Annotated in this window: 9 protein-coding genes; 7 read left to right on the forward strand and 2 right to left on the reverse strand. The window is 72.5% G+C overall.

The features are described from left to right. Nucleotides 1-73: 73 nt before the first annotated feature. Nucleotides 74-1018, forward strand: a complete 945-nt coding sequence (sigJ, locus tag CG719_RS03390) for an RNA polymerase sigma factor SigJ (protein WP_100566947.1) — start codon at nucleotides 74-76, stop codon at nucleotides 1016-1018. A gap of 91 nt (nucleotides 1019-1109) precedes the next feature. Further along, entirely contained in the window at nucleotides 1110-2309 is a 1200-nt protein-coding gene (locus CG719_RS03395) for an NAD(P)/FAD-dependent oxidoreductase (RefSeq protein ID WP_100566948.1), read from the forward strand. 64 nt (nucleotides 2310-2373) lie between these two features. Here the strand turns inward: CG719_RS03395 and CG719_RS03400 are convergent, their stop codons facing one another. Beyond that, entirely contained in the window at nucleotides 2374-4017 is a 1644-nt protein-coding gene (locus CG719_RS03400; protein WP_100566949.1) for a M4 family metallopeptidase, read from the reverse strand. Nucleotides 4018-4144: 127 nt separating this feature from the next. Here CG719_RS03400 and CG719_RS03405 point away from each other — a divergent pair, with 127 nt between their 5' ends. Beyond that, entirely contained in the window at nucleotides 4145-4597 is a 453-nt protein-coding gene (locus CG719_RS03405; RefSeq protein ID WP_100566950.1) for a gamma-glutamylcyclotransferase family protein, read from the forward strand. 110 nt (nucleotides 4598-4707) lie between these two features. On the opposite strand, the gene CG719_RS03410 is transcribed toward CG719_RS03405, so the two are convergent. Beyond that, nucleotides 4708-5445: a SanA/YdcF family protein gene (locus CG719_RS03410; protein ID WP_100566951.1), complete on the reverse strand. Its 738-nt coding sequence runs from the start codon at nucleotides 5443-5445 to the stop codon at nucleotides 4708-4710. Nucleotides 5446-6071: 626 nt separating this feature from the next. Here CG719_RS03410 and CG719_RS03415 point away from each other — a divergent pair. The 4 genes from CG719_RS03415 (at nucleotide 6072) to CG719_RS03430 (ending at nucleotide 12179) form a co-directional block, all read left to right on the forward strand. Further along, complete coding sequence (locus CG719_RS03415) at nucleotides 6072-7418, forward strand: deoxyguanosinetriphosphate triphosphohydrolase (protein ID WP_100566952.1); 1347 nt, start codon at nucleotides 6072-6074, stop codon at nucleotides 7416-7418. A 225-nt stretch (nucleotides 7419-7643) separates the two neighbouring features. Beyond that, complete coding sequence (locus CG719_RS03420; protein ID WP_100566953.1) at nucleotides 7644-8909, forward strand: NAD(P)/FAD-dependent oxidoreductase; 1266 nt, start codon at nucleotides 7644-7646, stop codon at nucleotides 8907-8909. 39 nt (nucleotides 8910-8948) lie between these two features. Next, nucleotides 8949-10859, forward strand: coding sequence for a DNA primase (gene dnaG / locus CG719_RS03425; RefSeq protein ID WP_100566954.1), 1911 nt, complete (start codon nucleotides 8949-8951; stop codon nucleotides 10857-10859). A gap of 279 nt (nucleotides 10860-11138) precedes the next feature. Then, on the forward strand, nucleotides 11139-12179 hold the full coding sequence (locus CG719_RS03430; protein ID WP_234375392.1) for an RNA polymerase sigma factor: 1041 nt from the start codon (nucleotides 11139-11141) through the stop codon (nucleotides 12177-12179). Nucleotides 12180-12249: the final 70 nt, after the last annotated feature.

A 12249-nucleotide genomic window follows, 5' to 3' on the forward strand; every position in this document is an offset into this window, starting at 1 on the left:
CCGGCCTGGTCCGGCTGCTCCGCGATCCAGAACTGCAGGGCCTCGCACCCCGTGAGGGCTAGGATCCGGGGCCATGGCCCTGACTGCGAGTGACGTGGACCGGTTCGAGGCATCCAGGCCGCGTCTGGAGGCCCTCGCCTATCGCCTCCTCGGCTCCGCGAGCGAGGCGGAGGACGCCGTGCAGGACACGTTCCTTCGCTGGCAGGCCGCCGACGTCGGCCGCATCGAGGTTCCCGCGGCGTGGCTGACGAAGGTTCTCACCAACCTGTGCCTCAACCAGCTCACCTCGGCCCGGGCGCGGCGCGAGACCTACGTGGGCCAGTGGCTCCCGGAGCCGCTGCTGGCCGGGGACCCCATGCTCGGCCCGGCCGAAACCGCCGAGCAGCGCGAATCGGTCTCGTACGCGGTCCTGACCCTCCTGGAGCGCCTCACCCCGAGCGAGCGGGCGGTGTACGTGCTGAGGGAGGCCTTCGGATACCCGCACCGGGAGATCGCCCAGATCCTCGACATCACCGAGGCCGCCGGCCAGCAGATCCTCCACCGCGCCAAGAAGCACATCGCGGACGGCAGGGCCCGCGCCGAGATCGACGAGGCCGCCGCCCGGAGGATCGTCGACGAGTTCCTCGCGGCCGCCACCAGCGGCCGGACCGAGCCGCTCGTGCGGCTGCTCACCCAGGACGCCGTCTCGATCGGCGACGGTGGCGGCAAGGTCCCGGCCCGCGCCAAGGCGTTCGAGGGCGCCCTGGCGGTCGCGAAGTTCATGCGGGGCCTGTTCAAGCCCGGCGAGGCCAAGCGCGCCCTGGTCGGCGGTTCACCCGAGGTGTACGCCACGACCGCCAACGGCGGTCCCGCCGTCGTGGCGGTCGTCGACGGCCGGATCGTCGGCGTGATGTGCCTGGAGGTCACCGCCGAGGGCATCGCCGCGTTCCGCAACCAGGTCAACCCCGACAAGCTCGCACGCGCGACCCGGCGGTGGGCGGCCACCGACCACGGCGAACCGCTGCTCAACGCCTTCTGAACCGTTGTGAGGTGCTTCACATCGTGTTGCTGTCAGGAAACGGCGGGCCGCCCGGTTCAAGTGGCGACCCCGATCGGACAGGAGCAACGACATGCAGCACCGCATCATCGTTCTCGGAGCCGGATACACCGGAGCCATCGCGGCCGGCCGTCTCGCCAGGCGGCTGCACCGCGACGACGTCTCCATCACCCTCGTCAACGCCGAGCCCGACTTCGTCGAGCGCGTGCGGATGCACCAGCTCGCGGTCGGCCGGAGCCTCCGGCCCCGGCCCTTCAGCGAGATGTTCGCGGGCACCGGCGTCGAGTTGAAGCTCGCAAGAGTCACCGGCGTCGACGTCGACCGCAGGACCGTCGCCGTCGTCGAAGCGAACGGTGCTGCCGGGGAACTGGAGTACGACACCCTCGTGTACGCCCTCGGCAGCGGCTGGAACGACCAGGGCGTCCCCGGCGCCGCCGAGCACGCCCACGAGATCGCCAGTCGCCCCGGAGCGCTCCGGCTGCGCGAGCGCCTGGCCCGCCTGGACGCCGGACAGTCCGTGGTCGTGGTCGGCGGCGGCCTCACCGGCGTGGAGGCCGTGACCGAGATCGCCGGGGCCCGCCCGGACCTCGACGTCGTCCTCGCCGCCCGCGGCGGCCTCGGCGACTGGCTCTCGCCCGCAGGCCGCCGGCACCTGCGAAAGGTCTTCGGCAAGCTCCGCATCACCGTGCACGAGGACACCGCTGTGACCGGCGTCGAGGCCGACCGCGTCGCCACGGCGGACGGCAGGTCCCTCCCGGCGGCGATCACCGTGTGGACCGCCGGCTTCGCCATTCACCCGGTCGCGAAGGCCACCACCCTGGAGGTCACCGGTACGGGCCGGATCGTGGTCGACGGGACGATGCGCTCGGTCTCGCATCCGGACGTGTACGCCGTCGGCGACGCGGCCATGGCGATGGGCCCCGGCGACAAGCCGCTGCGGATGTCGTGCGCCTCGGGCATCCCCACCGCGTGGCAGGCGGCCGACGCCATCGCGGCCCGCCTGACCGGCGGGAAGCTCCCGAACGTGCCGCTCCGGTACTTCAACCAGTGCGTCTCGCTGGGCCGCGGGGAAGGCCTGATCCAGTACGTCACCGCCGACGACCGTGCCGTCCGGGCGGTCCTGACGGGACGGCTCGCCGCCGTCTACAAGGAATTGGTCTGCAAAGGCGCGGCCTGGGCCGTCGCCAACCCGATGACGGGGCTGCCGTCCCGGCGCCGCCGCGCCGTGCAGGAGCCGGCCCGGGCGGGCTCGGCGGTCAGGGCGTCGGCCTGACCCGCACGGCGGAGCGGGCGCCCTCGTGTCGAGGACGCCCGCTCTGCCCAGGTGCCGGTCCGCCTCAGCTCACGTTTACCGCGGACCAGGCGGCCGCCACCGCGTTGTACTCCGCGCTGCCGGCGCCGTAGAGGTCCTTGGCGGCGTTCAGGGTCGCCGTCCTCGCGCCCGCGTACTTCGTGGAGGACGTCATGTAGACCGTCAGGGCCCGGTACCAGATCTGGCCGAGCTTGTCGCGGCCGATGCCCGTCACCGAGGAGTTGTTGCAGGTGGGGGAGTCGTAGGCGACGCCGTTCACGGTCCTGGCACCGCTGCCCTCGGCGAGCAGGTAGGCGAAGTGGTTGGCGACGCCCGAGGAGTAGTGGACGTCGAGGTTGCCCACCGAACTGCTCCAGCAGTCGGCCGAACTGCCGTCCTTGGAGGGCTTGTCCATGTAGCGCAGGGCCGACTTGCCGAAGCCGGAGCGGACGATCTTCTCGCCGATCAGGTAGTCACCGGGGTCGGCGGGATTGTTCGCGTACCACTCCACCAGCGTGCCCAGGATGTCGGAGGTGGCCTCGTTCAGGCCGCCGGACTCGCCCGAGTACGTCAGTGCCGCCGTCTTCGACGTCACGCCGTGGCTCATCTCGTGCCCGGCCACGTCGAGGGCGACCAGCGGGCCGAAAGTGGTGCCGTCACCGTCGCCGTACGTCATGCAGAAGCAACTGTCGTCCCAGAAGGCGTTGTTGTAGTTGCTTCCGTAGTGGACGCGGTTGTACGAGCCCTTGCCGTCGCCCGCGATGCCGTTGCGGCCGTGGACGTATCTGTAGTAGTCCCAGGTCTCGTTGGTGCCGTACTGCGCGTCGACCGCCGCCGACGCGCGGTCCGCGGTCGTGCCCGTGCCCCAGTGGTTGTCGGCGTCCGTGAACAACGTGGCGGGGGCGCGCTGGAAGCAGATGCCGAAGATGCACAGGTCGGTCTTGTTCTCCGCGTCGCCCGTGTACGTGTTGCCCCGTGTCGGGTCCTTGAGCTGGTACGTCGAGCCCGAGAGCGTGGTCTCCAGCGGCACCGTTCCGCTGTAGAGCGACTGCCCGTCGCCCGCCGCCGTCTCGATGCTGTCCCAGGCGTCGATCTGCGCGCCCGTGCGGGCGTCGGTGAGCACCGTACGGGCCACCGGGTTGCCGAGCGAGTCCAGCCCGACCGCGTTGGTGCGCCAGGCCAGGCGCGGGGCGCCGTGCAGGGCGTCGACGATCAACTCGGGCTTGGCCTTGACCTGTTGCAGCTTCGTGCCCAGGTTCTCCGCGCGCAGCGCGTTCACCGCGAGGTCGGCCGCCTTCGGGGCGGTGAGCTCGGGCGTGGTGCTCGGCAGGGACACCGTGCCCTTCGAGGCCCGGTCGGCGCCGCGGTAGGTGCCGTCCGGAGTGAGATGGACGATGAAGTCACCGCCCAGCACGGGCAGTTGGCGATACGAGCGGTCGTAGCGGACGTGCTGTGCGCCGTTCTTGTCGACGACCACGTCCCGTACGGTGGTCGCCTCGGCGGAAGTGAGGCCCAGGGCCGTGGAGTGGTGGGCGAGCGCCGACTCGGCGTTGTGGATGGCGGTGGCCCGGGTGGGTCTGCCCTCCGCGTGCGCGGCGGGGGAGAGGGCGGCGGCCAGCAGGGTGGCGGTGGTGGCGGCCACACCGGCCGTGGCAAGGCGGGAACCTCGGATGTGCCGTGTCCGACTCATCGGTCTCCTTGAGCGCGGGCGCCCTGGGGGCGCGCGGGGGTGCGCTGGCGTCCCTGAGATTTAAGTGCTCATGACATGTCATGTCCATAGCGCCTCCGGGTGGGCGTGAGGGGAGAGAATCGTTTCCGTGACGACTTCGACCACTCCGACGCCGCCGCCCGCACCGCTCCCGTTCTTCGTCTACGGCACCCTGCGCCCGGGCGAGGGCAACCACGGCCTGCTCCTGCGCGGCCGCACCCGCTCCGAGGAACCCGCCCGGCTGTCCGGCGCGGTGCTCTACGACGGACCCGGCTACCCGTACGCCGTGGAGGAGCCGGGCGGGCTGGTGCGGGGCGACCTGGTCGCCGCCCGGCCGGAGGAGTACGGCGAGGTGCTCACCGCGCTGGACCGGCTGGAGGAGTACGTCGCCGGCGACCCGCACAGCCTCTACGAGCGCATCGAGCGCGAAGTGGTCCGCGAGAGCGACGGAGCGGTCGTGCGCGCCTGGGTCTACGTCGCCGGGCCGTCCGTCACCCGACGGCTGCGCGCCGAGGGCACGCGCATCCAGGGCGGCGACTGGCGCACACGGAACCCGGTCTGACGGGCGGTGACGCGAGCGGGGGCGGCACGTCTGGCGGCAGGCCTGTTCGGGACGGGCTGACACCTGCCCGGCCCGGCTGGGAGCCCGCCGCGGGCGAGCGTCAGGAGATCTCAGCGGGCCTCAGGCGACGGGCGCAGCTGGGCGTCGGCCAGGGCCCGGGTCACGCCGTGCTCCGTGCGGCCCAGGAACTTCGGGTCCGGCTGGAACACCGCCTCCAGGGCCGCCTTGCCGGCCGCGAACACCTCGCGGGTGCCGCCGTAGTACCAGGTGGCGTCGTGCTTGGCATCGACGCCGACACCGTAGGAGTCGATGCCCGCCGCGTCGCACAGCGCGACCGCACGGCGGACGTGGAAACCCTGGGTGACCAGGACCGCCCGGTCCACGCCGAAGATCTTCTTCGCGCGGACGCAGGAGCTCCAGGTGTCGAAGCCGGCGTAGTCGCTCACGATCCGCGTGCCGGGCACGCCCCGCTCGGTCAGGTAGGCGCGCATCGCGTCCGGCTCGTCGTAGTCCTCGCGGCTGTTGTCGCCGGTCACCAGGAGCACCTTGACCCGGCCCTCGTGGTACAGCTTCGCCGCCGCGTCCAGCCGGTGCGCCAGGTACGGCGACGGCTTCCCCTGCCACAGGCCCGCGCCGAAGACGACGGCGACGTCGGTGCGCGGCGCGTCCGCCGTGGTGCGCAGCCGGTCGCCGGCCGTGACGTAGGTCCAGGTCGCCGGGAGCAGTGCCAGTACGCACCCGGCCATCACCACCTGCGTCAGCAGCCGCCGCCCGGCACGGGTGCGCGGCAGGCGCGGACGGATCCACGGCACTCGGCGCGGCGAGCGTGGCTCATGCGTCAGGCGCATCGTTCGATTCCCTCCCCAGGCGCCCCCACGGCCCCCCGAACAGCAAGGACGCACCCCACACCGTCCCGGTTCACTCCCGGCAGCCCATTCTCGCGCCGGCGGACGCGGAACCGGGACCGGGGGTGGGTGCATGTCCGTCCCAGCCCGGCGGCGGGACCGGAGTCCGGTCGGAGCCCGGATGGCGCCGGCTCCCGTCACGGACCGGCCGCCCGGCCCGCAGGCGCGCGGGCGTCTCACCACACGGGCCGCTTGCCACGGCCCGGCGGACAGTCAGGAGTCCAAGGAGACACCCCCGCCCGTCACGGCCCGGCGGGCGGGACCGGGGTCCGGGGCGAGGGCCGCGCTCATCGTGGCCTGGCGGGTGGGACCGGGTGCGGGGCGGGCCCCCGGTAGGTCACGGCCCGGCGGGGGCGTCGGGGCCTGGAGTGGGGCGCATGCCCGTCCCGGCCCGGCGGGCGGCACCGGGGTGCGGGGCGGGGGCTTGGTCCGGCCCGGTCCGGTGGGGAGCCACGGAGTCCGGGAGGGACCCGCGTCCGCCATCCCCCGACGCCAGACGCGCGTGCCGTGGCGAGGGGGACGTGGACGGCGACATCCCCAATGTCCGTGGGTGCGCTTACTGTCGAAGCATGGAAGGGATCGCATCCGAGGCAGCGCGGCCGCGCGGGCACGCCCACCGGTCGTCCGGGAACCATGTGCCGCCGGCCGGTTATGAGGCGTCGGCCGTCGAGCGGTGGGACGCCGAGCCGGACAAGCGGCCGGGGCGCACCGCCTTCCAGCGCGACCGCGCGCGTGTGCTGCACTCCGCCGCCCTCAGACGGCTGGCCGGCAAGACCCAGGTGGTCACGCCGGGCACATACAGCCAGGCCTGGGACGCCAGCCCCCGCACCCGGCTCACCCACTCGCTCGAATGCGCCCAGGTCGGCCGGGAACTGGGCGCCGCCCTCGGTTGCGACCCCGACCTGGTGGAGGCGGCCTGCCTCTCCCACGACCTGGGCCACCCGCCCTTCGGGCACAACGGCGAACAGGCGCTGAACGAGTTCGCGCGGGACTGCGGCGGCTTCGAGGGCAACGCCCAGTCCCTGCGCCTGCTCACCCGCATCGAACCCAAGCGGTTCGTCGTGGACGACGAGACGGGCGAACTCGTCAGCGTCGGCCTCAACCTCACCCGCGCCGCCCTCGACGCCGCCACCAAGTACCCCTGGCCACGCGACGCGCACCCCACCGACCCGGCCTCGCCCAAGTTCGGCGTCTACGAGGACGACCGGCCGGTCTTCGGCTGGGTGCGCAAGGACGCACCCGGCACCCGCACCTGCTTCGAGGCCCAGGTCATGGACTGGGCGGACGACGTGGCGTACTCGGTGCACGACGTGGAGGACGGACTGCACGCCGGCCACATCGACCCCGGCTGCCTGTACGCCGAACCCGAACGGCAGGCGGTCTTCGCGGTCGCCGTCGGCCGCTACGTGCCGGCGGACACCGACCCCGGGGAACTCGCCGAGGCCCTCGACCGGCTCCTGGACCAGGAGTGGTGGCCGCACGGCTACGACGGCTCGGCCGTCGCCCAGGCCCGCCTGAAGGACGCCACCAGCCAGCTCATCGGCCGCTTCTGCCTGGCCGCCGAGGGCGCCACCCGGGAGAGGTACGGAAGCGGGCGCCTCACGCGCTACGGCGCCGAGCTGGTCGTCCCCCGGACCACCCGAATGGAGTGCGCGGTCCTCAAGGCCGTCGCCGACCGTTACGTCATGCAGCGTGCCGAGCAGGAGCGGCTGCGCGCCGACCAGCGGATCGTGGTCGCCGAGCTGGCCGAGGCGCTGACGGCCCGCGCCCCGTACGGCCTGGACCCCCAGTTCCGCGCCCTGTTCGACCAGGCCGCCGACGACCGTGCCCGTAAGCGCGTGCTCGTCGACCAGATCGCATCCCTCACCGACGCCTCGGCCCGTTCGCTTCACGCGCGTCTGAGAGGACACGTATGACGGGAAGAGCGCACGCATGGCATTGACAGCGCGTTTACGGACAGCCGTGGTACCGCTGGGACCGGAGTGAACGCAGTGACCCCGACCGGGTCCCGAGGTGACCCTCCGTGGCCTGATCGGGCCACTCCCTCTTCCCGCACCACGCTCCGTGCGGGACGCTCCCATGTGGCGGCACCCACAGTGTTCTCTGGGGGACACCCCCAGACCCCCGGCAGGAGGCATCAAGTGGTCGACGCGGATCAGACATTCGTCATCGTCGGAGGAGGGCTGGCCGGCGCGAAGGCGGCCGAGACCCTGCGCGCGGAGGGCTTCAACGGCCGCGTGATCCTCGTGTGCGACGAGCGCGACCACCCCTACGAGCGGCCGCCGCTGTCCAAGGGCTACCTGCTCGGCAAGGAGGAGCGCGACAGCGTCTTCGTGCACGAGCCCGCCTGGTACGCGCAGAACGACATCGAGCTGCACCTCGGCCAGACGGTCGTCGCGATCGACCGCGCCGCGAAAACCGTCCACTACGGGGACGACGGCACCCACGTGCGCTACGACAAGCTGCTGCTGGCCACCGGCGCCGAGCCGCGCCGCCTGGACATCCCCGGCACCGACCTCGCCGGCGTCCACCACCTGCGCCGCCTTGCCCACGCCGAGCGCCTGAAGCACGTCCTGACCCACCTCGGCCGGGACAACGGCCACCTCGTGATCGCGGGAGGCGGCTGGATCGGTCTGGAGGTCGCGGCGGCGGCCCGCGAGTACGGCGCGGAGGTCACCGTCGTCCAGACGGCCGCCACCCCGCTGCACAGCGCGCTCGGCCCCGAGCTCGGCGCGCTCTTCGCCGAGCTGCACCGCGAGCGCGGCGTCCGCTTCCGCTTCGGCGCCCGGCTCACCGAGATCGTCGGGCAGGACGGCATGGTGCTCGCCGTGCGGACCGACGACGGCGAGGAGCACCCCTGCCACGACGTGCTCGCCGCGATCGGCGCCGCGCCGCGTGTCGCCCTGGCGGAGTCGGCGGGCCTGGAGCTGGCCGACCGCGCCCACGGCGGCGGCATCAAGGTGGACGAGCGGCTGCGCACGTCCGACCCGGACATCTACGCGGCCGGCGACGTGGCCGCCTTCCCGCACGGGCTGTTCGACACCCGGCTGCGGGTGGAGCACTGGGCCAACGCGCTGAACGGCGGCCCGGCCGCGGCCCGCGCGATGCTCGGCCAGGAGGTCCTCTACGACCGCGTGCCCTACTTCTTCACCGACCAGTACGACCTGGGCATGGAGTACAGCGGCTGGGCGCCCCCCGGCTCCTACGACGAGGTGGTGATCCGCGGGGACGCCGGAAAGCGCGAGTTCATCGCGTTCTGGGTGAAGGAGGGCCGCGTCCTGGCCGGGATGAACGTCAACGTGTGGGACGTCACGGACCCGATCCAGCACCTGATCCGTACCAGGGCGCAGGTGGACACGGAGGCGCTCGCGGACCCGCACGTGCCGCTGGAGAGCCTGACCCCGTAGCCGGGCGGGAGCCTCGCCGGACCACCGTAGACTTCTGGCGTGGCAGGACGGATCAACGACGAGGACGTGAAGGCGGTACGGGACGCGGTCCCGATCGACGCCGTGGTGTCCGAGTACCTCCAGCTGCGGAACGCGGGCGGGGGCAACCTCAAGGGCCTGTGCCCGTTCCACGACGAGAAGTCGCCGTCCTTCCAGGTCAGCCCGAGCAAGGGACTCTTCCACTGCTTCGGCTGCCAGGAGGGTGGCGACACCATCGCGTTCGTGATGAAGATCGACCACCTCTCCTTCTCGGAGACGGTCGAGCGGCTGGCCGCCCAGGCCGGCATCACCCTGCGCTACGAGGAGGGCGGGTACAACCCCGCCCACCAGCGCGGCGAGCGCATCCGCCTGGTGGAGGCGCACAAGCTGGCCGCCGACTGGTACGCCGAACAGCTCGCGAACTCCGCCGAGGCCGAGACCGGCCGGGTCTTCCTCGCCGAACGCGGCTTCGACCAGGGCGCCGCCCTCCACTTCGGCGTCGGCTACAGCCCCCAGGGCTGGGACCACCTCACCCGCTTTCTGCGCGGCAAGGGCTTCACCGACAAGGAGCTGATCCTCTCCGGTCTCGCCCAGGAGGGCCGCCGCGGTCCCATCGACCGCTTCCGGGGCCGGCTGATGTGGCCGATCCGCGACATCGGCGGCGACGTGGTCGGCTTCGGCGCGCGCAAGCTGTACGAGGCGGACAACGGACCGAAGTACCTCAACACCCCCGACACCGCGATCTACAGGAAGTCCCAGGTGCTCTACGGGATCGACCTGGCGAAGAAGGAGATCGCGAAGACCTCCCGTGCGGTGGTGGTCGAGGGCTACACCGACGTCATGGCCTGCCACCTGGCCGGCGTGCCGATCGCCATCGCCACCTGCGGCACGGCGTTCGGAGGCGACCACATCAAGATCCTGCGCCGGCTGCTGATGGACAACGGATCGGCGCGTGTGATCTTCACCTTCGACGGTGACGCGGCCGGGCAGAAGGCGGCCCTGCGGGCCTTCGAGGACGACCAGAAGTTCGCCGCCGAGACCTACATCGCCGTCGCCCCGGACGGCATGGACCCCTGCGACCTGCGCCTGGCCAAGGGCGACGAGGCGGTCGCCGACCTGGTCGAACCGCGCACCCCGCTGTTCGAGTTCGCGCTGCGCCAGATCGTGGCCCGCTACGACCTCGACACTCCGGCCGGCCGTGCCTCCGCCCTGGACGAGGCCGCGCCGGTCGTCGCCCGGATCAAGAACAGCGGCGCCCAGCACGAGGTCGCGGTGCAGCTCGCCGGACTGCTCGGCATCCTCGACACCCAGTTCGTGGTCAAGCGGGTGGCCCAGCTGGCCCGCTGGGCCCGCGAACGCGGTGGCCGCGGCCCCTCACCCGACCAGCGGCAGCGGGGCCCGCAGCAGGAGTACGCGCCGGCGCGTCCCGCGCCCCGGGGCCCGGCGCTCAACCTGCGCAACCCGGTCTTCGCCACCGAACGCGAACTGCTCAAACTCGCCCTGCAGCGCCCGGAGCTGGTCTCCCCGGCCTTCGACGCCTACGGCGTGGACGAGTTCACCGCCTCGCCGTACGCCGCCGTACGTCAGGCGGTCCTGGACGCGGGCGGCGCCGAGTACGGCGTCGGCGACCCGCACGAGTACCTGGCACGGGTCCGTGAGGCCGCCCCGGACGACACGGTCCGCGCGATGGTCACCGAGCTGGCGGTGGAGGCGATCCTGCTCCACCGGGACGTCGACGAGGCCTACGCGGGTGCCCAGCTGGTGACGGTCCGCCGCCGCGCGGTCGAACGCCGCATCCGCGACCTGCAGAGCACGGTCGCCCGCCTGGGCACCGGCGGCGACCCCGCTCAACTGGCCTCGGCGCAGAACGAGTTGTGGATCCTCCAGCAGTACGACCAGGCACTGCGCGAACGCGGTGTGGCAGCGCTGTGAGCGTGCGCCGGGCCGTCGGGCGGTCTGAGTAACCGGCCGGTCACGCACCGGACTCAAAAAGTCTTCGCACGCCCCTCGTGGCGGTGATGTGTCGTACCCCACACTGGGTCCGGTTGCCTGAGTCCTCGGAGCGCGGCCGCTCCGCCCCTCACGGGTGACGCATCCCCGCGGCTGTGCTTCTCGCGTACGGGACGGACGGTGGCGGGGCCGCCGCCGACTCCGCCCCCTCTCGTACCGCTGCCGCACGCCTCAGCAGCGATCATCCTGGAGGTCGCCCCCGTGCAGACCCAGACCCTCACCCAGACCGACATCCCCGCCGGACCGGGCAGCGCCGGGCCGGTCCCGGAGGCGGACGCGGAGGCCCCGCCCGAGCTTCCCGATCCGGTTCCCGCCCGTACCGAGAGCAGCGGCCCCTCCTCCGACCTGTTCCGCCAGTACCTCCGGGAGATCGGCCGGATCCCGCTGCTCACCGCCGCGGAGGAGGTCGAGCTGGCCCGGCGCGTGGAGGCCGGCCTGTTCGCGGAGGAGAAGCTGACCACCACTCCGGACCTGGACAGCCGGCTCGCCCTGGACCTGGACCGGATCGTCGTGCTGGGCCGGATGGCCAAGCGCCGGCTCATCGAGGCCAATCTGCGGCTCGTGGTGTCCGTGGCGAAGCGGTACGTCGGCCGGGGGCTCACCATGCTCGACCTCGTGCAGGAGGGCAACCTCGGGCTCATCCGGGCCGTGGAGAAGTTCGACTACGCCCGCGGCTTCAAGTTCTCCACCTACGCCACCTGGTGGATCCGCCAGGCCATGTCCCGCGCCCTGGCCGACCAGGCCCGCACCATCCGCGTACCCGTGCACGTCGTCGAACTCATCAACCGGGTCGTACGGGTGCAGCGGAGGATGCTCCAGGAGCGGGGCTACGAGCCGGCCACCGAGGAGGTCGCCGCCCTCCTCGACCTGCCGCCCGAGCGGGTGAGCGAGGTCCTGCGGCTCGCCCAGGAGCCGGTCTCCCTGCACGCCCCGGTCGGCGAGGAGGACGAGGTCGCCCTCGGTGACCTGATCGAGGACGGCGACGCCGCCTCGCCGGTGGAGTCGGCGGCGTTCCTGCTGCTGCGCGAGCACCTGGAGGCCGTGCTGTCCACGCTGGGGGAACGCGAGCGCAAGGTCGTGCAGTTGAGGTACGGGCTCGTCGACGGGCGCCCGCGCACGCTGGAGGAGATAGGGCGCATCTTCGGCGTGACGCGCGAGCGGATCCGCCAGATCGAGTCCAAGACCCTCAACAAGCTGCGCGACCACGCCTTCGCCGACCAACTCCGCGGCTACCTGGACTGACCTGGGGCCCGTCCGGCGGATCCTGTCGCAGACGCGGGGGCTGGCACGCCCGTCTGCGGCGTTGTCGTCG

It is taken from the genome of Streptomyces sp. CB01373, assembly GCF_002803075.1.
Classification (GTDB): domain Bacteria; phylum Actinomycetota; class Actinomycetes; order Streptomycetales; family Streptomycetaceae; genus Streptomyces.